The sequence below is a fragment of the Pseudomonas rhizophila genome, assembly GCF_003033885.1.
In the GTDB taxonomy this organism is placed as follows: domain Bacteria; phylum Pseudomonadota; class Gammaproteobacteria; order Pseudomonadales; family Pseudomonadaceae; genus Aquipseudomonas; species Aquipseudomonas rhizophila.
This window is the reverse complement of record NZ_CP024081.1, coordinates 761,699-784,542: the sequence shown is the minus strand read 5'-3', so window position 1 is coordinate 784,542 and position 22,844 is coordinate 761,699. Positions and strand designations below refer to the sequence as shown.

The following is a 22,844-nucleotide window of genomic DNA, read 5'->3' as shown; positions in this document are numbered from 1 at the left end:
GCGAGCAGGCTCGCTCCCACATTTTCAACCACATTGTATTCAGAGGATATTGGAATAATCCGCTTCGATCCGGTCCAGGCTCAGGTGGTTGAGGAAGTTGGAGAAACACATCCAGGCCGACAGCGCGTTCATGTCGCGGAACTGTTCCGGCAGGTATTTGGGCGGCACGACCAAGCCTTCGTCCACGAGTTGGCGCATCGTGCGCATGTCTTCAAGGGTGGTTTTACCGCAGAACAACAGCGGCACCTGCTCCAGCTTGCCTTTGCGTACGGCCAGCTGAATGTAGTTGTAAACCATGATGAAGCCCTTGAGGTAGGACAAGTCTTTGGTGAATGGCAGACCGGTCGGCACCGAACCACGGAAAACCCGGCTGGCGTTGCCGTAGCTTTCGCCCATCTCAAAGCCCTGCTCACGGAAGAACTCGTATATCTGCAGAAAGTCCGCCCCCTCCTCCACCATGTGAATGGCCCGGGTGCGATTGGTCAGCTTGCGCAGGCGACTTGGGTAAGAGGCGAAGGTGATGATCTCCATCAGGATCGCCAGGCCTTCCTGGGTCACCGTGGACGAGGGTGGCCCCTTGGACAGGAAGGTGCAGATCGGCTGATTCAGGCCATTGAGGGTGGTGCCGACGTGCACCAGACCTTCATGGACTTCCAGGGCCCGAACGTCACGGTCGTTGAACATCGCATCAGTGCGAATCTTGATGTAATCGGCGCCAGCCGCCGCATCGGCCACGATCCCGTCGGACTCGAACACCCGGATGGTTTCCTCGGCCTCACCAAAAACCCGGTTGAGCCGATGCTGCAGCAGGCTGACAGCGTCCTGGGCGGTCAGAATCTTCGGCTCGTCCTTCAGGTCGCCACGGCCATCAATGTTGTTCAGGTAATCGGACAGCATCAAGCCCAGGTCAGCCAGGGTCGGGTCGCCGGCATGGAACGCATCGGAAGCGGCCCCGTACAACTCCTGGGAGATCAGCCCGAAATCCTCGGTGCCGCGTGCTTCGAGCATGCGCACCACCATGCGGTATTCCTTGCACATGCGACGCATGATCTGGCCGACCGGGTTGAACTGCCCGAGCTGACGGGTGATGTCACGTTCGATGTTCTGGAATTCGAGCTTCACTTTGCTGGAATCGAACGACAGGGGCCGGTTGAGGTAATAGTCGCGGTCCACGGCGGGCATTTCCTTGCCCTTGGCCTTGAGGAAACCCTTGCGGATGCTTTCGTCCCACTTTACTGCGTCGAGAATGCGAATCGGCGTTTGCGCCAGCACAATGCGATCGGACAAGGTGCGTATCGTCTGCTGGTAATCGTCCACCCGGAACTCCTGTGAAAAAACGTCCGCTTGTTGCAATTATTGGGATTTGACCAGCCGCTGGTAGCGCACGGCCTCCGAGAACACATCGGAGTTGGCCGGGTCGTCGAGGTAACGGAAAACCGTACCCATGTCGCTGTCCACCAGCACGCCGTCACCTTCTTCGCTCTGGTTCGGCTGGCCACTGAGGATCTTATGGCTGATGGCCTGGTTGATCTGATCCATATCCAGGTTGTAGATCACCAGTTCCTGCTTGTCGGTCAGTTCAAAACCGGCGATCACGAAATGCCCTCCATAGCGGGCCGGCACCTTGGCCGACAGATACCAACGGCTGCCGTGACGGGAGACGGTCACCGGGATGGCTTCGCGCTCCAGCGGCCTGGCCCTGAAGTAGGTGACGGCTTGATACCGGCGCGGCCCCACTTCATCCAACTCCAGGTTGAGCGGCTCGCCCCAGGCGTTGGTACTGGTCCAGTGGCCGACCAGCCCTTGGGGCGCGGCTTCGCTGTCGGGCAACGGCGCCTTGAAGGACACCAGGCAGCCACTGAGCAGCAGCAACGACACGGCCATTACAACGGCACGCCAGGCTTTCATTTGAACTCCCTATGGCATACGACGCCTAGTCTTTGTGAGGAGCCTTTGTGGCGAGGGAGCTTGCTCCCGCTTGAGTGCGCAGCGCTCACAAAAGGGGCCGCTACGCAGCCCAGCGGGAGCAAGCTCCCTCGCCACATGTGGTGCTCCTGAAAAACTAAACCGACGCCAATACCAGATGCATGTAGCGGGTCAGGATGCCGAGCATTTCTTCTGCCGCTACCGGCTCGGCGCCATTGAGCAAGCCTTGATATTCCATCCGTCCGATAATCGCCGTCAACACTTTGGCATCCTGCTGGGGTTCACGCGAGCCCAAAACCTGGAAAAACTGACAAGTGCCGTGCAACAGGATCTGCTGGTGAGAGCGCACCAGCTCCGCCAGGCGCGGGTTGAGCAGCGCTTCCTGACGAAAAGCCTGTTCCGCCATCAGGTATTCGCGCCGGCTGTGCAATTGATGCTGCACGTAGTCGGCGGTCATCCGGGCGATGTCGTCCGCCAGCTGCGAGCGGGATTCGGCGCTGCCGTCTCCGTAGGCAACCATCTCCCGCAGCAGGCCTTCATTGTTGGTCCACAACTTGGCCATGAACGCCGCGCTGCGCTCCACGTACTGGGCGAAGGTATCGGTCAACAGGTCATCGATGTCCTTGAAATAATAAGTCGTGGCCGACAGCGGCACACCCGCTTCGGCGGCCACGGCGCGGTGGCGTACCGCCCGCACACCATCACGCACCACAATGCGCATGGCCGCATCGAGAATCTCCTGGCGACGCTGTTCACTGCCCTGCCGGCTGGCCTTGCGACCCTGGTACTGAACACTTTCAGCGACAGCAGTGGCGACGCCCGCCGCACCTTCTGGAGCCATTACACGATTCACGACAGGTCTTTCCTCGCTATTTCAAAATTAACCAATTGATACGTTTGTACCAGACAGGCAATAAAAAGCCGCCTGTTCGAGGCGGCTTTTTAATTGAAACACTTACGCTTGGGGCCGCATGTGCGGGAAAAGAATGACATCCCGGATCGACGGTGAGTTGGTCAGCAACATCACCAGGCGATCGATGCCGATGCCTTCGCCGGCCGTCGGCGGCATGCCGTACTCAAGGGCGCGAACGAAGTCGGCATCGTAGTGCATGGCCTCGTCGTCGCCGGCGTCCTTGTCGGCCACCTGGGCCATGAAACGCTCTGCCTGATCTTCTGCGTCGTTGAGCTCGGAGTAGGCGTTGGCGATTTCGCGACCACCGATGAACAGCTCGAAACGGTCGGTCACGCTTGGGTTCTCGTCATTGCGACGGGCCAGCGGCGACACTTCGAACGGGTACTGGGTGATGAAATGCGGCTGCTCCAGCTTGTGCTCGACCAACTCTTCGAAAATCATCACTTGCAGCTTGCCCAGACCCTCGAAGCCGAGCACCTTGGCGCCGGCCTTCTTGGCGATGGCGCGGGCCTTTTCGATGTCCTGCAGGTCGGCCGCGGTGATGTCCGGGTTGTACTTGAGGATCGAGTCGAACACCGACAGGCGCACGAACGGTTCGCCGAAATGGAACACCTTGTCGCCGTACGGCACGTCGGTGGTCCCGAGCACCAGCTGCGCCAGTTCGCGGAACAGCTCCTCGGTCAGGTCCATGTTGTCTTCGTAGTCGGCGTAGGCCTGGTAGAACTCGAGCATGGTGAACTCGGGGTTGTGCCGGGTCGAAACGCCTTCGTTACGGAAGTTGCGGTTGATCTCGAAGACTTTCTCGAAGCCACCCACCACCAGGCGCTTGAGGTACAGCTCTGGCGCGATACGCAGGAACATTTCCATGTCCAGGGCGTTGTGGTGGGTTTCGAACGGCTTGGCCGCCGCACCGCCGGGGATGGTCTGCAGCATCGGCGTTTCGACTTCAAGGAAGTCACGCTTCATCAGGAAGCTGCGGATGTGGGCGATGACCTGCGAGCGCACGCGGAAGGTCTGGCGCACGTCTTCGTTGACGATCAGGTCGACGTAACGCTGACGATAGCGTTGCTCGGTGTCGGTCAGGCCGTGGTGCTTGTCCGGCAGTGGGCGCAGGGACTTGGTCAGCAGGCGCACGTTGGTCATTTCGACGTACAGGTCGCCCTTGCCGGAACGGGCCAGGGTGCCTTCGGCGGCAATGATGTCGCCCAGGTCCCAGGTCTTGACGGCGGCCAGGGTTTCTTCCGGCAGGGTCTTGCGGTTGACGTAGACCTGGATGCGCCCGGTCATGTCCTGGATCACCATGAACGAACCACGGTTGAGCATGATACGACCGGCCACCTTGACTGGAATCGCCGCCTCGGCCAGCTCTTCCTTGGTCTTGTCCGCATACTGCTTCTGCAAGACGTCGCAGTAGGCGTCGCGGCGGAAGTCGTTGGGGAAGGCCTGGCCCTTGGCGCGCTCGGCAGCAAGCTTTTCCTTGCGCAGGGCGATCAGGGAGTTTTCTTCCTGTTGCAGGGCTTGCGGGTCGAGTTCTAGGTCGCTCATGTCTTTAAAGATTCCATCACAGGTTCGTTGCCCCCGGCCCCGGGCCGGAGTTTGCGGCCAGGCCTCGCTCCTGGTTGGAAGCGTGCCTGTCCGCCGCATGGGGGTCGCGTTACAGCCCTTGTTTGAGGCTGGCGATCAGGTATTCGTCGATGTCGCCGTCGAGCACCTTGTCACAGTCGCTGCGTTCGATGCTGGTGCGCAGGTCCTTGATCCGCGAGGCGTCAAGTACATACGAACGGATCTGGTGACCCCAGCCGATGTCCGACTTGGTGTCTTCCAGGGCCTGGGACGCCGCGTTGCGCTTCTGCACTTCCTGCTCGTACAAACGGGCCCGCAGCATTTTCATCGCGGTGTCTTTGTTCGCGTGCTGGGAGCGTTCGTTCTGGCAACTGACCACGGTGTTGGTCGGTACGTGGGTAATCCGTACGGCCGAGTCGGTGGTGTTAACGTGCTGGCCACCGGCCCCGGAGGAACGGTAAGTGTCGATGCGCAGGTCCGACGGGTTGATGTCGATTTCGATGTTGTCATCGATTTCCGGCGAAACGAACACCGCCGAGAACGACGTGTGACGACGGTTACCGGAGTCGAACGGACTTTTGCGCACCAGGCGATGGACGCCGATCTCGGTGCGCAGCCAGCCAAAGGCGTATTCGCCCTTGATGTGCACGGTGGCACCCTTGATTCCGGCGACTTCACCGGCCGACAGTTCCATGATGGTCGCGTCGAAGCCGCGTTTGTCGGCCCAGCGCAGGTACATGCGCAGCAGGATGTTGGCCCAGTCCTGGGCTTCGGTGCCGCCGGAACCGGCCTGGATGTCCAGGTAGGCGTTGTTGGCATCCATCTCGCCACTGAACATGCGCCGGAATTCCAGCTTGGCCAACGCCTCCTCGAGGCGTGTCAGCTCGGCGACGACATCGCCGACGGCACCTTCATCGTTTTCTTCGACAGCCATGTCCAACAGGTCGCGGCAGTCGGCCAGGCCGCTGGACATTTCATCCAGGGTCTCGACGATCTGCGCCAGCGCAGCGCGCTCGCGGCCCAGTTCCTGGGCGTACGACGGGTTGTTCCAGACATTCGGATCTTCAAGCTCGCGATTGACTTCGGTCAGACGCTCATGCTTTTGATCGTAGTCAAAGATACCCCCGAATAGTTTCGGAGCGCTCGGACAGGTCCTTGATGGTGTTCAGGATCGGGTTGATTTCCATGGCGGGCAGCACTCGTTGGCGAACTTTTGAAAGCCGGCGAGTATAACGTAATCAAGCGCCAGCGGCAGCCCGCCTGGCGGCTTTAGGGACACCAATTCTTGTGGCGAGGGAGCTTGCTCCCGCTGGGCTGCGCAGCAGCCCTAAAAAAACACAGCTCAGTCAACCTGACTCACCGAGTTATCTGGTTTAGGGGCCGCTACGCGCCCCAGCGGGAGCAAGCTCCCTCGCCACAAGAACTCTCCAGCCGGCCGGACGCACTACTCGATACCCACCCGATTACGCCCATTGTGCTTGGCCGTGTACAGCCCTTTGTCCGCCGCCGAAATCAGCTGGCGGCAATCGCCACCTTGCTGTGGCGTGAAGGTCGAGACGCCAACGCTGACAGTCAGGTTCGCCCCCTCATGAGGCGTGATGTGGGGGATGTTCAGGGCAACGACGCTCTGGCGCAGCTTTTCGGCCATCAACCGCGCGCCGCCAGCCGAGGTGCTGGGCAAGACCAGGGCGAACTCCTCGCTGCCGTAACGGGCCGGCAGGTCGGACGGACGACTGCACGCATCACGGATCGCCGTGGCGACCTTGCGCAGGGCTTCGTCCCCCTCCAGGTGGCCGAAATTGTCGTTGAAGGACTTGAAGTAATCCACGTCGATCATCAACAGCGAGAGCTGGGACTGGTCCCGCAGCGCCCTTCTCCACTCCAGCTCCAGGTATTCATCGAAGTGCCGGCGGTTGGACAGCCCGGTCAGACCGTCGGAATTCATCAGCCGTTGCAGCACCAGATTGGTGTCGAGCAGTTGCTGCTGGCTGACCCGCAGGGCGCGATAGGCCGCATCGCGTTGCAGCAGCATCATGTAGGACCGCGAGTGGTAGCGAATGCGCGCCACCAGTTCGATGTTGTCCGGCAACTTGACCAGGTAATCGTTGGCCCCGGCGGCGAACGCCGCGCTTTTGACCAGCGGGTCCTCCTTGGTGGACAGGACAATGATCGGAATATCCCGGGTCGCCGGATGGTTACGGTATTCGCGCACCAGGCTCAAGCCATCAAGACCGGGCATCACCAGGTCCTGGAGGATCACCGTTGGCTTGATGCGGACCGCATGGGCGATGGCCTGGTGTGGGTCGGCGCAGAAGTGAACGTCGATGTTCTCTTCATTGGCCAGCCCGCGCCGCACCGCCTCGCCGATCATCGCCTGGTCGTCGACGAGCAAGACCATGGCCGCGTTCTCGTCACGCTTGAAATCGTCGAGCTGTAAATCACTCATGGGAACTCACCTGAATACGGCTGGTGGACAAGGCTGCCGGGGTTCTTCATTGGGTAAAAATCTCCACTAACCGTGGCGCTATATGGTCCAGCGCAAGAATCTGCGCAGCCGCGTCGATGGCCGCGGCCGCTTTGGGCATGCCGTACACCGCGCTGCTCTGCTGGTCCTGGGCGATGGTCAGATAGCCCTGCTGGCGCATGAGTTTAAGCCCTTGGGCACCGTCGCGGCCCATGCCAGTGAGCAAAACGCCTACCGCGTCACCGCTCCAGAAGTGGGCGACGCTCTCGAAAAATACGTCGATGGACGGCCGGTAGATCTCGTTGACCGGCTCGGCGGTGTAGGCCAGGGTGCCGTTTTTCAATAGGCGCAGATGGTGGTTGGTGCCGGCCAGCAGCACCGTACCGCTTTGCGGCGGCTCGCCGTGCCGGGCCAGGCGCACCTGGTGGCCTGACGCACTGCTCAGCCATTGGGCCATGCCCGCAGCAAACACCTCGTCCACATGCTGGACCAGCACAATGGCCGGGGCGAAATGACGGGGCAGGCCCTTGAGCAGGATCTCCAGCGCGGCCGGCCCACCCGCCGACGACCCGATGGCAATCAGGCTATTGCGTGACACCGACATCCGCTGCGCAGCCGGCGCAGCGCGCTCACCGTGATTGCGCTCACCGATCAGCCAACCGATGTTGGTGATCTTGCGCAGCAGCGGTGCCGCCGCATCCGCGGGGTTGCCCACCCCCAAGGTAGGGGTATCAACCACATCCAGCGCGCCATACCCCATGGCTTCGAACACCCGGTGAACGTTCTGCTGGCTGTCACCGGTGACAATCACAATGGCGCACGGGGTTTCGGCCATGATCCGCCGGGTCGCCTCCACGCCATCCATGATGGGCATGAGCAGGTCCATCAGAATCAGGTCCGGGGTGTATTCGGCGCAACGCTGAACCGCCTCGGCACCGTTGGCGGCCACCCAGACCAACTGGTGCGCCGGCTCGAAAGCCAGGGCACGGCGCAGGGCTTCGACCGCCAGGGGCATGTCATTGACGATGGCGATCTTCAAGCGCGTGCTCCTCCGATCAATTCGACGACGGCATCAAGCAAGGCGTCGTCATGGAAACTGGCCTTGGCTAGATAATAGTCAGCGCCGGCATCCAGGCCACGGCGACGATCTTCTTCACGATCCTTGTAAGACACCACCATCACCGGCAGCGACTGCAGACGGTTATCGCGCCGCAACAGCGACACCAGCTCGATGCCGTCCATGCGCGGCATGTCGATGTCGGTGATCAGCAGGTCGAAATCCTCCGCTCGCAGCGCGTTCCAGCCGTCCATGCCGTCCACGGCCACCGCCACGTCATACCCACGATTGAGCAACAGCTTGCGTTGCAGCTCGCGCACGGTCAGGGAGTCGTCCACCACCAGGATCCGCTTGCGCGGTGTCTGCGTCTGGTTCTGGCGGGCGATGCGTTCCAGGCGCCCGGTGTCGAGCAACTTGTCCACCGAGCGCAGCAGGTCTTCGACATCGACGATCAGCACCACCGAACCATCGTCCAGCAAGGCCCCGGCGGAGATGTCCTGGATCTTGCCCAGGCGTTCGTCCAGGGGCAGGACCACCAGCGTGCGCTCACCGATGAACCGTTCGACCGCCACGCCGTAGATGGCCTCGCGCTCACGGATCACCACGACCTTGAGCGCCTGGCTGCTGTTCTGTGATGCCGGACGATTGAGCAACTGACTGGCGGCGACCAGCCCGACATGCCGCCCTTCGTGCCAGAAGTGCTGGCGCCCTTCGACCTGCACAATGTCCTCAGGAGCGAGATCGCACATGCGCTCGATGTGAGCCAGGGGAAAGGCGTAGGCTTCCCCGCCGACTTCCACCACCAGGCTGCGCACCACTGAGAGCGTCAGCGGCACCTCAAGATGGAAGCGGCTGCCCTCGCCCGCTGTCTGCTCCAGCACCACCGCGCCGCGCAACTGCCGGACCATATGCTGGACGGCGTCCAGGCCGACGCCGCGCCCGGACACCTCAGTGACGGTGTCGCGCAGGCTGAAGCCGGGCAGGAACAGGAACGTCAGCAGTTCCTCTTCGCTCAAATTGGCTGCGGTCTGCTCAGGGGAAAGCCCTCGTTCGACGACGCTGCGCCGCACCCGTTCCAGGTCCACACCGGCGCCGTCGTCCGCCAGTTCCAGCACCAGCAGGCCAGCCTGATGGGAGGCGCGCAAGCGGATCAGGCCTTCGGCGGGCTTGCCGGCCAGCACCCGTTGCTCCGGAGATTCGATGCCATGGTCTACGGCGTTGCGCAGCAGATGGGTCAGCGGCGCTTCGAGTCTTTCCAGCACGTCGCGGTCGACCTGGGTTTTATCACCCTCAATCTCCAGGCGCACCTGCTTGCCCAGGCTGCGCCCCAGGTCACGGACCATCCGGGCCTGGCCGGAGAGCACATCGGCAAACGGTCGCATGCGACAGGCCAGCGCCGTGTCGTACAACACCTGTGCTCGCTGACCGGCCTGCCAGGCGAACTCGTCCATCTCCGCGGTTTTCTGCGCCAGCAATTGCTGGGTTTCGGCCAGCAAACGGCGGGCGTCGTTGAGCGCTTCCTCGGCCTGCAAACTCAACGCATGTTCCTTGAGGTGCACATTCAGCTCTTCCAAGGCCCGCAAGCCGTTGCTCTGTTGGCGCTTGAGCCGCTGCATCGTCGCCAGCCAGGGCTTGAGGCGCTGGGTTTCCACCAAGGATTTACTGGACAGGTCCAACAGGCTATTGAGGCGCTCGGCGGTGACCCGCAAGACCCGCTCGCCCCCTTCGGTGACCCGCTTCCCCTTGGGCAGCGGTTCCGTTGCCGCGAGCGGTTCTGCCTCGGCCGGCTCAACGCGAAAAGCCTCCGCTTGCATCTCGATTCGCGGCGACACGACAGGCGCTTGCGCAGCGGCAGGATCGAGCAGTTGCCCCATCAACGCCACATACGCATCGACGTCCTGGGCTCCGACGCTGTTGCCTGGCGTGGCAATTCGCGTCAACAGGTCGGTGCCTTGCAGCAAGGCGTCGATGTGCTCGGCGCGCAGGACCAGGCGACGCTCCTGGGCGCTGACCAGGCAATCCTCCATGACATGCGCCACGCTGACCCCGGCGTTCACGCCAACGATCCGCGCCGCGCCCTTGAGGGAATGGGCCGCGCGCATGCACGATTCAAGATAATCGGCCTGGGTCGGGTCGCGTTCCAGGGCCAGCAGGCCGGCGCTGAGCACCTGAGTCTGGGCTTCGGCTTCCAGGCTGAACAACTCCAGCAACGAGGCGTCACGCATTTGATCAGGGGTCATGACAGGCTCCGGGTCATGGCGGACAACAATTGTTCTTCGTCCAGCCAGCGCAGGCTGCGGCCCTTGAACTTCAATACGCCACGGGTGTACTTGGCCGCCGATTGCGAGGCCGCGCCCAGGACGCGCTCATCAATGGCGTGAATGCCGTCCACCTCGTCCACCGGCACCACTACCGGACCGCCCTGGGCCGCGACGATCAACATGCGCGGCATGACCCGCGCGCCGGCCACCACTGCCCCGCCGGGTTCCAGGTCCAACAGTTCCACCAGCGACAGGCAGGCCACCAAGGCCCCGCGCACATTCGCCACGCCCAACAAGGCCCGCGAGCGCTGGTGGGGCAGCGAGTGAATCGGCTGCAACGGCGCCACTTCCACCAGACTGCGGGTGGTCAGGCCCAGCCACTCTTCGCCCAGTCGGAACATCAACAGCGATCGTGTGACGATATCGGTGTCCAGCGGCGCGTGGGCCAGATCCCGGTCGTCGTGCTGCAAGGTGTAGCGATCGAGCAAACGGGTGGCAGCCGCCGAATACACCGCGCAGTTGCGGCAGTGAATATGCTCGGCCAGCAACGGACAGGATTTATCGCCATGCACCCCGATGCGATTCCAGCAATCGTCGATGGCCTGGGCATCGTCATGGGTCAGGTTGTCATTAGCCGAACCACTCATTGTTTACGCTCACTGTCAGCCATGCGCCCGCTGCGAGCGGCGCGGTCCTGCAATCGACGGGCACCGGCCGCGTCTCCCTGGGAAGCCAGCAACGCCGCCAGATGCACCAGGGCCTCGGCGTGTTGCGGTTCAAGATAGAGCGCCTTGCGATAAAAACCCTGGGCCTCAAGCGCGCTACCGGCCATGTCACTGAGCAGCCCCAGCCAGTAGAACACTTGGGCCGCCGGCGCATGATTGCGCAGGTACTGCTGGCAGGCCGCACGGGCTTCGGCGCTTTTGCCAGCATTGGCCAGCGCCGCGATATTGGCCAGTAAGGTAGTGGCGTCGCTGTTTTTCGGCTCAGTGATCGGGGTCACGCTGGCTGCGAACGGCCGAGGCCGGACCACCGGTGGAATGACTCGAGGCGCGACCTGGCCAAGCGGCAGCGGGGCCGGCAGTGGCGTCGACATCAAGGCGGGCACTGGCTGTGGCTGCGGGGCACCTTGGCGACTGAAAGCAAACGACTGGGCAATCCCGATTGAACGCATGCCCAACCGCCCCAGCAAACTGCCCTCGGCGGGGCCGATAAACAGCACGCCGTCCTGGTGGGTCAGGCGCTTGAGCACCTCGAACACCTGCTGCTGGGTCGGCTGGTCGAAATAGATCAGCAGATTGCGGCAGAACACAAAATCGTAAGGGGCCTCGTTCACCAGCAAGGTCGGATCCAGCAGGTTGCCCACTTGCAGACGCACCTGTTCACTCACCCGCTCGCTGAGGCGATACCCCTCTGCCTCGGCGCTGAAATATCGCTCGCGAAAGCCGAGGTCGGCGCCACGGAACGAGTTCCTGCCGTAAAGCGCTTGCCTGGCACGTTCTATCGACAGCGGACTGACGTCCAGCGCGTCTACCTTGAACTGATGCGGTCCCAGGCCCGCGTCGAGCAACGCCATGGCAATGGAGTAAGGCTCTTCGCCAGTGGAGCAGGGCAAGCTGAGGATGCGCAGCGCACGCAGGTGCTTGATCTCGGCCAGACGCTTGATGGCCAGCCTGGCGAGGGTGGCGAAGGACTCGGGATAACGGAAGAACCAGGTCTCCGGGACAATCACCGCTTCGATCAGCGCCTGTTGCTCCTGGGCAGAATGTTGCAGGCATTGCCAGTACTCATCTGCCGCACGCCCAGGCACGGCAATGATGCGCTGGCGCACGGCCCGCTCGATGATGGCGGTGCCGACGGAGGTGACATCCAGGCCGATGCGCACCTTGAGAAAATCGAAAAACCGCTGGTCGCTGTTCATGCCCGTCCCTCGAGGTCATCGAAGTTCAAGGGCGGCGTGGGAAACAGCACGGCACGGACCGACTCGTCGAGCAGGTCATTGACCCGCACCCATTGCAACAGGCCTTGCGCGTCTTCGCGCACCGGGCCCAGGTACGGCGCCTGTGGGTTATCCAAGCCATAAGGTCGGAAATCCGCCGGATCGCAACGCAAGGTGTCGGTGGCCTGTTCCAGAATCAGCCCCAGAACCTGCCCCGCCTGCTGCGCGTCGGGTCGGTAATGCACCAGCACCAGTCTCGTACTGGTACGCGTCTGGGCGCTCTGACCGAAGGTCAGCGTGCACAGATCGATCACGGGCACCACCGCGCCGCGCCAGGCAAACACCCCCGCCACCCAGGACGGTGCCTGGGCAATCGGTTTGAGGGGCAAGCGCGGCAGCACTTCCACCACATCGATGGCTTGCAGGGCGTAGCGTTCGTTGCCGATGCAAAACACCAGGAACAACGACTGACGGGCCGCCGACACGGCGCCACGTCTGGCCTCGAACTCGCTCATCAGACTTTGAAACGCGAGACGCCACTGCGCAGCCCCACGGCCACCTGGCTCAGTTCATCGATGGCAGAACTGGCCTGGCGCAGGGACTCCACCGTCTGACTGCTGGCATCGCCCAATTGCACCAGGGCATGGTTGATCTGCTCGGCGCCGGTGGCCTGGGCCTGCATACCTTCGTTGACCATCAACACCCGCGGCGCCAGCGCCTGTACCTGGTGGATGATCTGCGACAGTTGCTCGCCGACCTGCTGCACCTCGGCCATGCCACGGCGCACTTCTTCGGAAAACTTGTCCATGCCCATCACTCCAGCGGATACGGCGGACTGGATCTCGCGCACCATCTGCTCGATGTCGTAGGTCGCCACGGCTGTCTGATCCGCCAGGCGCCGAACCTCAGTGGCGACCACGGCAAAACCGCGGCCATACTCTCCCGCCTTCTCGGCCTCGATGGCGGCATTGAGGGACAACAGGTTGGTCTGGTCGGCCACCTTGACGATGGTCACCACCACCTGGTTGATGTTGCCGGCCTTCTCGTTGAGGATCGCCAGCTTCGCGTTCACCAGATCCGCCGCGCCCATCACCGAGTGCATGGTTTCTTCCATGCGTGCCAGGCCTTGCTGGCCGGAACCGGCCGCCACCGAGGCCTGGTCGGCGGCGCTGGAAACTTCGGTCATGGTGCGCACCAGATCCCGGGACGTGGCGGCAATTTCCCGAGAGGTCGCGCCGATCTCCGTAGTGGTAGCGGCGGTTTCGGTGGCCGTGGCCTGTTGCTCGCGGGAGGTGGCGGCGATCTCGGTGACCGAGGTGGTGACCTGCACCGAAGAGCGCTGGGCCTGGGACACCAGCGATGTCAGCTCGGCCATCATGTCGTTGAAGCCGGTTTCCACCGCACCGAACTCGTCTTTACGCGCAAGGTTCAGGCGCCCGCTCAGGTCGCCGCTGCGCATGATGCCGAGGATTTCCACAATGCGGTTCATCGGCGCCATGATCGCGCGCATCAACAACAGGCCACAAAGCATGGCAATGAGCACCGCCACGAGAAACGACAGCCCCATGGCAACTTCAGCGGCGGTTACCGACTGACTGATGGTCAGGGCGGCTTTTTCCGCCAGCTCCCGGTTGCGTTCGATGATCTGGTTCAAATGCCCGCGACCGTCGAGCCATGCCGGCGTCAGCTCCTTCTCCAGCGCCAGCTGTGCCCCTTCGAAATCCTTGCGTTCATACAGGTCCAGAACCTTCGCCAGGGCCTTGTTGAAGTCCTGATGATTGACCTCGAACTCATCGAAGGAGACTTGATCGGCAGGGTCCTGGATCAGCTTTTGATAGTGCTGGATTTCCTCGCGCAGATGCTGCTCGTAGCCCTGGTAGAGGGCCTTGTCCTCGGCAGTGATTTCCCGCTGGCCGGAGAGGCCGACGATCTGCTGGGTCTTGACGTAGCTGTCGACCCAGCCACCGCGAATCATGGAACTGTAATACACCCCCGGCACCGCGTAGACGCGTACTTTTTCTTCGCTGGCCTCGATCCTCATTAACCGCGAATACGTGACGACCACCATCAGCAGCATGATGGCGATGATCACCGCAAAACTCGCCAGGATGCGTTGGCGCAACGTCCAGTTCTTCACAGTACAACCTCGGGCATTTTGAAATGCTGGGGAGTATAGCCGAGGGCGACGTTGCGGCTGTATGGCGGTGAGGAAGGAGTTTGGTGATTCGCTCAGCTGTTCAAACAGCTCAAGCCAGGCATCAATGTGGCAGTCGATGCAAAAGTTCTATGGGAGCGAACCTGCTCGCGATTGCGGTGCATCGGTCAATAATAGTGTCGACTGACATACCGCTATCGCGAGCAGGCTCGCTCCCACAGGGGGTGATATTTACCTTGGGGTCAGGCCTGACTCAAAGAGACGCCTGACGTACCTGCTTCTCCAGCTCAGTCTTCAACCCCGGCTCCAGTTTGAGCTGGCGCGCCAGTTCATCGAGGTAGGATTTCTCCATGAAGTTTTCCTCATCCACCAGCATCACACTGGCGATGTACATCTCGGCGGCCATTTCCGGCGTGCTGGCGGCCCGGGCGACGTCGGCGGGGTCCAGGGGTTTGTTGAGCTCGGCGTGCAGCCAGTGTTGCAGCTCCTGATCGTTGTCGAGCTTGGTGAACTCGCCTTCGATCAACTGCTTTTCACGCTCGTCGACATGGCCATCGGCCTTGGCCGCCGCCACCAGGGCCGTGAGGATCGCCTGGCTGTGCTGCTCGACCTGGGCCGGGGGAAGACGATCCAGCGTCTGCGGTTCAGTTTTCGGCGCACTGCCCTGCTGGGCTTGCCAATTGCCATAGGCCTTGTAGGCGATCACGCCCAATGCCGCCAGACCACCATAGGTCAGGGCCTTGCCGCCAAACTGGCGAGCCTTCTTGTTGCCCAGCAACAGGCCCATGGCTCCGGCGGCCAGCGCCCCGCCACCCGCGCCGGAGAGCATCCCGCCCAAATTGCCAGCACCACCGCCGAGCAAACCGCCCAGGCCGCCGGATGACTTGCCTTGGGAGCCGCCAGCCTTGTTCTGCAACATTTCCTGACCGGACTTGAGAAGCTGATCGAGCAATCCACGGGTGTTCATTTGCTGCCTCCACGCATTCGGGTAACCGGATCATTAAGGCAATCAGCCTAGTTCGAAAGTGCCCGAGTCTGTCGGTGAGAGTGCTTCGAGATGTTGCTTGCCAATTTTCCTGTGGCTGCGGCGAACCCGATAAAACGATATAGACTCGAATCAACTGAAAAACCGCAGCAAAAACAGCTTTGACGAGGGCTTGGACATGCAAACCAAACTGCTGATCAATGGTCACCTGGTGAACGGCGACGGGCCCGGCCAGGCCGTGTTCAACCCCGCGCTGGGCCGGGTGCTGGTGGAAATCAACGAAGCCAGCGAAGCTCAGGTCGATGCCGCCGTGCGCGCGGCCGACAGTGCCTTCCAAAGCTGGTCCCAGGTATCGCCCAAGGACCGCTCCCTGCTCCTGCTCAAGCTGGCCGACACCATCGAAGCCCACGGCGAAGAACTGGCCAGGCTCGAATCGGACAATTGCGGCAAACCTTTGAACGCCGTGCTGAACGACGAGATCCCGGCAATTGCCGACGTGTTCCGTTTCTTTGCCGGCGCCAGCCGTTGCATGAGCGGCTCGGCGGGTGGCGAATACCTGCCGGGGCACACGTCGATGATCCGCCGCGATCCGGTGGGCGTGATCGCCTCCATCGCGCCGTGGAATTACCCGTTGATGATGGTCGCCTGGAAAATCGCCCCAGCCCTGGCCGCCGGTAACACCGTAGTGCTCAAACCCTCGGAGCAGACCCCACTGACGGCGTTGCGGCTGGCGGAACTGGCGTCGGAAATTTTCCCCGCGGGTGTACTCAACGTGCTGTTCGGTCGTGGTCAGACGGTCGGGCAACCGTTGGTCACTCACGCAAAGGTGCGCATGGTTTCGCTGACCGGCTCCATCGCCACAGGCGCGAACATCATTTCCAGCACCGCCGACAGCGTCAAACGCACCCACATGGAACTGGGCGGCAAGGCCCCGGTGATCATTTTCGACGATGCCGACATTGACGCAGCCGTGGAAGGCATCCGCACCTTCGGTTTCTACAATGCCGGCCAGGACTGCACCGCTGCCTGCCGCATTTACGCCCAACAAGGCATCTACGACAGGTTCGTCGAGAAACTCGGTGCGGCGGTGGCCAGCATCAAATACGGCCTGCAAACCGCCCCGGACACCGAGATGGGGCCGCTGATCACTGCCCAGCACCGCGACCGCGTGGCCGGCTTTGTCGAACGGGCCATCGCCCAGTCGCATATTCGCCTGATTACCGGTGGCAAGGCCGTGGACGGCAACGGATTCTTCTTTGAACCAACGGTATTGGCCGACGCCCAGCAGGACGACGAAATCGTGCGCCGCGAGGTTTTTGGGCCGGTGGTGTCCGTCACACCGTTCATCGACGAAGCGCAGGTGCTGGCCTGGGCCAACGACTCGGACTACGGCCTGGCGTCTTCAGTCTGGACCGCTGACATCGGCCGCGCCCATCGCTTGGCGGCACGCCTGCAATATGGCTGCACCTGGGTGAACACCCACTTCATGCTCGTCAGCGAAATGCCCCATGGCGGTCAGAAACGTTCCGGTTATGGCAAGGACATGTCGATGTATGGACTGGAGGACTACACAGTAGTGCGGCATGTGATGTTCAAGCATTGAACCAAAGAACGATTACCAAGGCCGGACGGCAGAGTCTGGTCGTGGCGGTTCAAGTGTCATGACGGCACTACCAACGCCACTGAGGGAAAATAACTTCGGTAGCGTTTGGCATCACGAGTGAGCAAAGGCAGGCCATTCACAGCCGCATGGGCACCGATAAAAAAATCGGCCAGCACGTTATTTTTCCCGCCTCCTACTGGCTGATGTGAAACCAGAAAGATGGATAAAAGCGCAATCCGAGCTCTCTACGAGCAGATCCGCACTCATTCAAAACCTCGAAACACTGCGCATCGCATCCATCAGGCAACGCATGGCGATCCGGTCGTTTTCCGACAGTTCGCGATAGCGTTCCACCAGTCTTAGTTCGTCCATGCTGAGCGGCCGGGTCCGGCGCGCGCTCGTCAAGCATGGAAGGATCCCCAGCAATTGGGTGATGCCCTGTATTTTTGTCATTGAGCCTTGTCCTTCTGTACGTCGAATTGACCGATAGCACCTGCTGAATCCGCGGGTTCAACCTCTATCACGCTAAAGGATAGGGAGGATTCACACCGTGAACAGGGAGTTTTAGAGTAATTAGTCAAAAAATGCAGAGTTACCCGTTAAAAAAGGAAATATCTGTAAGGAAATTTAACTAAACCACGCTTTCCTCTCTCTCCCGTGCCACGTATCCCCTATGATTTTGCGCCTCGGTGAACCGATCCAGCTCTCAGGTATCTGTTCTAACGTCCGTCGCGTTTGGCCAAAGGCATGTCCGAACTTCTTTACCAGTCTCTGTTGCCAGGAAAGGCTCGGGATTGTTTCCAGAAAGGTTGTATTTATGCACCGCAGGAATCTGCTCAAGGCGTCCATGGCTTTCGCTGCCTACACCGGGCTTTCGGCCTCAGGGCTTATGGCCGCACGCGCCTGGGCTGCTGACCGGACCGCCGACGGCGAGGCCCGTCCTTTCGATTTCAATGGGTTGAAAGAACAGGCCCGGGAACTGGCCAAGAGCCGTTACGTCGACACCAAGCAAGTTTTGCCGCCGACACTGGCGATGATGTCCCCGCTGCAATTCAACGCCATCCGCTACGACGCCAACCACTCGCTGTGGAAGGAGCTGGACGGTCAACTGGACGTGCAGTTTTTCCACGTCGGCATGGGCTTCAAGCAACCGGTGCGCATGTACAGTGTCGATGCCAAGACCCGCATGGCCCGTGAAGTGCACTTCCGCCCGGAGTTGTTCAACTATGAGAAAACCACGGTCAACACTTCGCAGTTGACCGGTGACCTGGGCTTCTCAGGGTTCAGGGTGTTCAAGGCGCCGGAGCTGGACCGGCACGATATCGTTTCGTTTCTGGGGGCCAGTTATTTCCGCGCCGTGGACAACACCGGCCAGTACGGATTATCGGCCCGGGGCCTGGCCATCGACACTTACGCCAAGAAGCGTGAGGAATTCCCGGACTTCACCAAGTTCTGGTTCGAAATCCCGGACAAGAACAGTACCCGTTTCGTGGTCTACGCCCTGCTCGACTCGCCCAGCGCCACCGGCGCCTATCGTTTTGACATCGATTGTCAGCCCACCCGCGTCGTGATGGAAATCGATGCGCACATCAATGCCCGTACCGCCATCGAGCAATTGGGCATCGCGCCGATGACCAGTATGTTCAGCTGTGGCACCGTTGAGCGGCGCATGTGCGACACCATCCACCCGCAAATTCACGATTCCGACCGACTGGCGATGTGGCGCGGCAATGGCGAGTGGGTTTGTCGCCCGCTGAACAACCCCGCCACCCTGCAGTTCAACGCCTTCGCCGACAACAACCCCAAAGGCTTCGGCCTGGTGCAGACCGATCACGACTTCGCCAGCTACCAGGACACCGTGGACTGGTACAGCAAGCGCCCGAGCCTGTGGGTCGAACCGACAACGGCCTGGGGCGAAGGCTCGGTCGATCTGCTGGAAATTCCTACGACCGGTGAAACCCTGGACAACATCGTCGCATTCTGGACGCCGAAGAAGCCGGTCGCTGCCGGTGAATCGCTGAACTACGGCTACAAGCTCTATTGGAGCGCCTTGCCACCGGTGAGCACCGAGCTGGCCCAGGTCAACGCGACCCGTTCAGGCATGGGCGGCTTCATCGAAGGCTGGGCACCGGGCGAGCACTACCCCACCGTCTGGGCCCGACGTTTTGCCGTGGACTTCAACGGCGGCGGCCTCGACCAGCTCCCCCCTGGCACCGGTATCGAACCGGTAGTGACCTGCTCCCACGGCGAGGTGAAGGACTTCAACGTGCTGGTGCTCGATGCGATCAAGGGTTACCGCATCACCTTCGACTGGTACCCGACCGACGACCGCGTGGACCCGGTGGAGATGCGCCTGTTCCTGCGCACCAATGACCGGACCTTGAGCGAGACCTGGCTGTACCAGTACTTCCCGCCGGCGCCGGATAAGCGTAAATACCCTTGATCCTTGCGCGTCAGGGATGACGCCATCGCGAGCAGGCTCGCTCCCACAGGGTGGGGTGTGGATCACAAATTCTGTGAACAACACCAATCCACTGTGGGAGCGAGCCTGCTCGCGATGAGGCACGTACAGACGCCGTACCATCCAGCCAAATAAACAAAAGCCCCGGCCAAAACGACCGGGGCTTTTTGTTTCAAGCTAACCCTTAATCGCGCAAATCCGACTCATGAATCGGCTGGTCCCGATGCGTGGCTCTCTGATACTGCGCTGGCCACGTGGCCTTGCGGCCCCCCAGGTCATCATCGGCATGCAACGCCCAGTACGGATCACGCAACAGTTCGCGGGCCAGGAAAATGATGTCGGCCTGGCAGGTCCGCAAGATGTGCTCGGCCTGGGCCGGTTCGGTAATCATGCCGACAGTGCCGGTGGCGATTTCCGACTCCTTGCGCACCCGTTCGGCAAAGCGCGTCTGATACCCCGGACCGGTGGGAATTTCCGCATTCACAGCGGTGCCGCCCGATGACACATCGATCAGGTCCACCCCCAGCGCCCTGAATCGCCGCGCCAGCTCCACGGTTTCATCCGGGTTCCAGCCATCCTCGACCCAGTCGGTGGCCGATACGCGCACGAACACCGGCAATTCCTCAGGCCATACCGCCCGGACCGCTTCGGTCACTTGCAGCACCAGCCGGATGCGATTCTCGAACGAGCCGCCGTATTGATCGCGCCGCTGATTGCTCAAGGGAGACAGGAATTGATGCAGCAGATAGCCGTGGGCTGCGTGGACTTCCACGACTTTGAATCCGGCCGTCAGGCTACGTTTGGCCGCCTCCACGAACGCCTGGATGACACCGGCAATCTGCCCCTCGTCCAGTTGGATCGGCTGGGTGTGCTGCGGATCGAAGGCAATCGGCGACGGGCCGACCGGAACCCAGCCGCCCTCCTCCGGTTTTACGCTGCCATGCTTACCGAGCCAGGGTCGCCAGGTGCTGGCCTTGCGTCCGGCGTGGGCCAGTTGAATGCCGGGCACGGCCCCTTGAGCGGTGATGAAGCGGGTGATGCGTTGCAGGGGGCCGATCTGTTCATCGTTCCACAACCCCAGGTCCTGATCAGTAATGCGGCCGTCGGCAGTGACGGCAGTGGCTTCGGTGAACACCAGGCCGGCACCGCCCACGGCGCGGCTGCCGAGGTGTACCAGGTGCCAGTCATTGGCCAGGCCATCGGCGCTCGAGTACTGGCACATCGGCGACACCGCGATGCGATTGGGCAGGGTCAATTGGCGAAGGGTATAGGGTTCCAGCAGCAGACTCATGGGGCACCTCTCGAATCAGTGGGCAGGCTCCAGGGTTCTGTTTGAAAAGTCGACGAGTGACAAAAGGTGCAACACCCGCCCCCGCGGGCAAAGAAATCCGACAAGACGTCACAAGGGCTATCAAGCAGTGCTTAGAGCCTAGTCGACAACCTGGGAGGCGGGAGGGTTCAGAACTTAAAAATCGACGGTGTGACGCAATGGTGTACCCCTGTGGCGAGGGAGCTTGCTCTCGCTGGGCTGCGAAGCAGCCCCGGCATTGCAGCCATCACATCGCAAGGGGACGCTGGCGCGTCCAGCGGGAGCAAGCTCCCTCGCCACAGAGTACGAACGCAAGATGGCGGCGTGTCTACCGCGGTTCGATATGGGCAATCATCAACTGCACCGTTTCCTGGCCGCGAAACTCGTTGAGGTCGAGTTTGTAGGCCAGTTCCACCCAGCGCACGGTGGGGTTTGGCCAGATATCGCGGTCGATGCCGAAGGCGATACCGTCCAGTTTCACCGAGCCGCATTCGCTTTTGAGGACGACCTTGAGGTGCCGTTCGCCCACCACGCGCTGTTCGACCAACTGGAACACACCGTGAAACATCGGCTCTGGGAAATGCTGCCCCCAGGGCCCGGCGTGACGCAGCGCCCGAGCCAGCTCCAGGTGGAACTCTTCCACCGCCAGGGTGCCGTCCGACAACAGGCGTCCGGTCAGGTCTTCTTCGCGCAATTGGCGGCGCACTTCAGCGTCGAACGCCTCGGCGAACAGTGGAAAATTCTCTTGCGCCAACGTCAGGCCCGCCGCCATGGCGTGGCCGCCATACTTGCTGATCAGCGTTGGATGTTGCGCCGCCACCACACTCAGGGCATCACGAATATGAAAACCCGGCACCGAGCGCCCCGAGCCCTTGAGCAGGCCGTCTCCGGCATCGGCAAAAGCAATGGTTGGGCGGAAATACCGCTCCTTCATCCGCGAGGCGAGGATCCCGATAACGCCCTGGTGCCACTGAGGATCGAACAGACATAAACCGAACGGCATGGACTCCAGCGGCAAGTCCTTGAGCTGGGCCAGCGCTTCACGCTGCATGCCCTGTTCGATGGATTTGCGATCCTGGTTCATGCCGTCCAGTTGCGCCGCCATCTCCCTCGCCAAGGCCGGATCGTCAGTGAGCAGGCATTCGATGCCCAGGCTCATGTCGTCCAGACGCCCGGCTGCGTTCAGGCGCGGGCCGAGGATAAACCCGAGGTCCGTGGAAGTGATACGAGAATGATCGCGCCTAGCCACTTCCAGGATCGCCTTGATGCCGGGTCGGGCGCGCCCTGCACGAATGCGTTCCAGGCCCTGATGCACCAGGATCCGGTTGTTGGCGTCCAGAGGCACCACATCCGCCACGCTGCCCAGTGCCACCAGATCCAGCAGTTCGCCGATGTTTGGCTGGGGGCTGCTGGCATACCGGCCCAGGCTGCGCAGACGCGCCCGCAAGGCCATCAGCACATAAAAGATCACACCGACACCGGCCAATGCCTTGCTCGGGAACTCACAGCCCGGCTGGTTCGGGTTGACGATGGCATCCGCCGCCGGCAGTTCGAGGCCCGGCAAATGGTGGTCGGTAACCAGCACCTTGAGCCCCGCCGCTTTCGCCGCTGCCACACCTTCGACACTGGAAATGCCGTTGTCCACGGTGATCAGCAACTGCGGCTCACGGGTCAGGGCGACCTCGACAATTTCCGGGGTCAGTCCGTAGCCATACTCGAAGCGATTGGGTACCAGATAATCGACATGGGCCGCACCGAGCAAACGCAGGCCCAACATGCCCACCGTGCTGGCTGTCGCCCCGTCGGCATCGAAGTCGCCGACGATCAGGATGCGCTGGCGCTGCTCCAGCGCCACCACCAACAGATCCACGGCCGCGTCGATACCCTTGAGTTGCTGATAAGGAATCAAGCGCGCCAGGCTCTTGTCCAGTTCAGCCTCGGACTGCACGCCACGGGCCGCATACAGGCGCGTCAACAGGGGTGGCAAGTCACCGAGGAATGGCAGGGTGTCGGGTAGCTGGCGGGGTTCTATGCGCATGGGGTGACAAAGTTTTCTCTGGAAATCGTGAAGGTAGTGGCAAGGAAAGCTTGGGTGGGAGCGGGCTTGCTCGCGAAAGCGGCGGCACATTCAACATCAATGCAAACTGATCTGCCGCCTTCGCGAGCAAGCCCGCTACCACAATGGCTCACTCAATACCGGGTCAATGG

18 protein-coding genes are annotated in these 22,844 nt (G+C 61.7%); 2 read left to right on the top strand and 16 right to left on the bottom strand.

Features of this window, described 5'->3' with window-relative positions:
• Positions 1 to 39 precede the first annotated feature (39 nt).
• The 13 genes from CRX69_RS03600 to CRX69_RS03540 form a co-directional block, all read right to left on the bottom strand.
• A complete protein-coding gene (locus CRX69_RS03600; protein ID WP_047227529.1) occupies positions 40 to 1,317 on the bottom strand; it encodes a flavohemoglobin expression-modulating QEGLA motif protein in 1,278 nt (425 codons plus the stop codon).
• Between the two features lie 36 nt (positions 1,318 to 1,353).
• On the bottom strand, positions 1,354 to 1,908 hold the full coding sequence (locus CRX69_RS03595) for a hypothetical protein (RefSeq protein ID WP_107321557.1): 555 nt from the start codon (positions 1,906 to 1,908) through the stop codon (positions 1,354 to 1,356).
• Positions 1,909 to 2,062: 154 nt separating this feature from the next.
• Positions 2,063 to 2,779 (bottom strand): TetR/AcrR family transcriptional regulator, encoded by a 717-nt coding sequence (locus CRX69_RS03590; RefSeq protein WP_047227527.1) that lies wholly within the window; start codon positions 2,777 to 2,779, stop codon positions 2,063 to 2,065.
• A 102-nt stretch (positions 2,780 to 2,881) separates the two neighbouring features.
• Positions 2,882 to 4,384, bottom strand: coding sequence for a lysine--tRNA ligase (gene lysS, locus CRX69_RS03585; protein ID WP_107321556.1), 1,503 nt, complete (start codon positions 4,382 to 4,384; stop codon positions 2,882 to 2,884).
• A 109-nt stretch (positions 4,385 to 4,493) separates the two neighbouring features.
• Positions 4,494 to 5,589 (bottom strand): peptide chain release factor 2 gene (prfB, locus tag CRX69_RS03580; protein ID WP_107321555.1). Its coding sequence is split into 2 segments (ribosomal slippage): positions 4,494 to 5,516 and positions 5,518 to 5,589, totalling 1,095 coding nucleotides; the frame shifts between segments, so codons are not numbered across the junction.
• A gap of 257 nt (positions 5,590 to 5,846) precedes the next feature.
• Positions 5,847 to 6,848: a diguanylate cyclase domain-containing protein gene (locus CRX69_RS03575; RefSeq protein WP_107321554.1), complete on the bottom strand. Its 1,002-nt coding sequence runs from the start codon at positions 6,846 to 6,848 to the stop codon at positions 5,847 to 5,849.
• Between the two features lie 46 nt (positions 6,849 to 6,894).
• Positions 6,895 to 7,905 carry a chemotaxis response regulator protein-glutamate methylesterase gene (gene cheB, locus CRX69_RS03570; protein WP_107321553.1) on the bottom strand — a complete coding sequence of 337 codons (1,011 nt, stop codon included), beginning with the start codon at positions 7,903 to 7,905 and terminating at the stop codon, positions 6,895 to 6,897.
• Positions 7,902 to 10,163: a hybrid sensor histidine kinase/response regulator gene (locus tag CRX69_RS03565; RefSeq protein ID WP_107321552.1), complete on the bottom strand. Its 2,262-nt coding sequence runs from the start codon at positions 10,161 to 10,163 to the stop codon at positions 7,902 to 7,904. The genes cheB and CRX69_RS03565 overlap by 4 nt, the downstream gene beginning before the upstream one ends.
• The gene (locus tag CRX69_RS03560; protein ID WP_047227521.1) at positions 10,160 to 10,831 is read right to left on the bottom strand and encodes a chemotaxis protein CheW; all 672 of its coding nucleotides are present in this window, start codon (positions 10,829 to 10,831) and stop codon (positions 10,160 to 10,162) included. The genes CRX69_RS03565 and CRX69_RS03560 overlap by 4 nt, the downstream gene beginning before the upstream one ends.
• Positions 10,828 to 12,105 (bottom strand): CheR family methyltransferase, encoded by a 1,278-nt coding sequence (locus CRX69_RS03555; RefSeq protein WP_107321551.1) that lies wholly within the window; start codon positions 12,103 to 12,105, stop codon positions 10,828 to 10,830. Before CRX69_RS03555 ends, CRX69_RS03560 begins: the two co-directional genes overlap by 4 nt.
• A complete protein-coding gene (locus CRX69_RS03550; protein WP_076386210.1) occupies positions 12,102 to 12,638 on the bottom strand; it encodes a chemotaxis protein CheW in 537 nt (178 codons plus the stop codon). The genes CRX69_RS03555 and CRX69_RS03550 overlap by 4 nt, the downstream gene beginning before the upstream one ends.
• Positions 12,638 to 14,200 (bottom strand): methyl-accepting chemotaxis protein, encoded by a 1,563-nt coding sequence (locus tag CRX69_RS03545; protein WP_371516293.1) that lies wholly within the window; start codon positions 14,198 to 14,200, stop codon positions 12,638 to 12,640. Before CRX69_RS03545 ends, CRX69_RS03550 begins: the two co-directional genes overlap by 1 nt.
• Before the next feature lie 331 nt (positions 14,201 to 14,531).
• Entirely contained in the window at positions 14,532 to 15,245 is a 714-nt protein-coding gene (locus CRX69_RS03540; protein WP_047227517.1) for a tellurite resistance TerB family protein, read from the bottom strand.
• A 196-nt stretch (positions 15,246 to 15,441) separates the two neighbouring features.
• On the opposite strand from CRX69_RS03540, the gene CRX69_RS03535 reads away from it, so the two are divergent.
• A complete protein-coding gene (locus tag CRX69_RS03535) occupies positions 15,442 to 16,866 on the top strand; it encodes a gamma-aminobutyraldehyde dehydrogenase (RefSeq protein ID WP_047227516.1) in 1,425 nt (474 codons plus the stop codon).
• Positions 16,867 to 17,133: 267 nt separating this feature from the next.
• Here the strand turns inward: CRX69_RS03535 and CRX69_RS03525 are convergent, their stop codons facing one another.
• Positions 17,134 to 17,319, bottom strand: coding sequence for a hypothetical protein (locus CRX69_RS03525; RefSeq protein WP_047227515.1), 186 nt, complete (start codon positions 17,317 to 17,319; stop codon positions 17,134 to 17,136).
• Positions 17,320 to 17,683: 364 nt separating this feature from the next.
• On the opposite strand from CRX69_RS03525, the gene CRX69_RS03520 reads away from it, so the two are divergent.
• Positions 17,684 to 19,309: a glucan biosynthesis protein D gene (locus CRX69_RS03520; protein ID WP_047227514.1), complete on the top strand. Its 1,626-nt coding sequence runs from the start codon at positions 17,684 to 17,686 to the stop codon at positions 19,307 to 19,309.
• Positions 19,310 to 19,511: 202 nt separating this feature from the next.
• Here the strand turns inward: CRX69_RS03520 and CRX69_RS03515 are convergent, their stop codons facing one another.
• The gene (locus CRX69_RS03515) at positions 19,512 to 20,618 is read right to left on the bottom strand and encodes an NADH:flavin oxidoreductase/NADH oxidase (RefSeq protein ID WP_047227513.1); all 1,107 of its coding nucleotides are present in this window, start codon (positions 20,616 to 20,618) and stop codon (positions 19,512 to 19,514) included.
• A gap of 346 nt (positions 20,619 to 20,964) precedes the next feature.
• On the bottom strand, positions 20,965 to 22,674 hold the full coding sequence (gene recJ / locus CRX69_RS03505; protein ID WP_107321549.1) for a single-stranded-DNA-specific exonuclease RecJ: 1,710 nt from the start codon (positions 22,672 to 22,674) through the stop codon (positions 20,965 to 20,967).
• Positions 22,675 to 22,844 lie beyond the last annotated feature (170 nt).

Excerpts from the sequence above, each read along its gene's own strand:
- CRX69_RS03550 (WP_076386210.1), bottom strand. The coding sequence starts at position 12,638 with ATGAGCGAGTTCGAGGCCAGACGTGGCGCCGTGTCGGCGGCCCGTCAG.
- CRX69_RS03560 (WP_047227521.1), bottom strand. The coding sequence starts at position 10,831 with ATGAGTGGTTCGGCTAATGACAACCTGACCCATGACGATGCCCAGGCC.
- CRX69_RS03565 (WP_107321552.1), bottom strand. The coding sequence starts at position 10,163 with ATGACCCCTGATCAAATGCGTGACGCCTCGTTGCTGGAGTTGTTCAGC.
- CRX69_RS03595 (WP_107321557.1), bottom strand. The coding sequence starts at position 1,908 with ATGAAAGCCTGGCGTGCCGTTGTAATGGCCGTGTCGTTGCTGCTGCTC.
- recJ (WP_107321549.1), bottom strand. The coding sequence starts at position 22,674 with ATGCGCATAGAACCCCGCCAGCTACCCGACACCCTGCCATTCCTCGGT.
- CRX69_RS03545 (WP_371516293.1), bottom strand. The coding sequence starts at position 14,200 with ATGCTGCTGATGGTGGTCGTCACGTATTCGCGGTTAATGAGGATCGAG.
- CRX69_RS03515 (WP_047227513.1), bottom strand. The coding sequence starts at position 20,618 with ATGAGTCTGCTGCTGGAACCCTATACCCTTCGCCAATTGACCCTGCCC.
- CRX69_RS03520 (WP_047227514.1), top strand. The coding sequence starts at position 17,684 with ATGCACCGCAGGAATCTGCTCAAGGCGTCCATGGCTTTCGCTGCCTAC.
- CRX69_RS03525 (WP_047227515.1), bottom strand. The coding sequence starts at position 17,319 with ATGACAAAAATACAGGGCATCACCCAATTGCTGGGGATCCTTCCATGC.
- CRX69_RS03555 (WP_107321551.1), bottom strand. The coding sequence starts at position 12,105 with ATGAACAGCGACCAGCGGTTTTTCGATTTTCTCAAGGTGCGCATCGGC.
- CRX69_RS03575 (WP_107321554.1), bottom strand. The coding sequence starts at position 6,848 with ATGAGTGATTTACAGCTCGACGATTTCAAGCGTGACGAGAACGCGGCC.
- CRX69_RS03540 (WP_047227517.1), bottom strand. The coding sequence starts at position 15,245 with ATGAACACCCGTGGATTGCTCGATCAGCTTCTCAAGTCCGGTCAGGAA.
- CRX69_RS03535 (WP_047227516.1), top strand. The coding sequence starts at position 15,442 with ATGCAAACCAAACTGCTGATCAATGGTCACCTGGTGAACGGCGACGGG.
- lysS (WP_107321556.1), bottom strand. The coding sequence starts at position 4,384 with ATGAGCGACCTAGAACTCGACCCGCAAGCCCTGCAACAGGAAGAAAAC.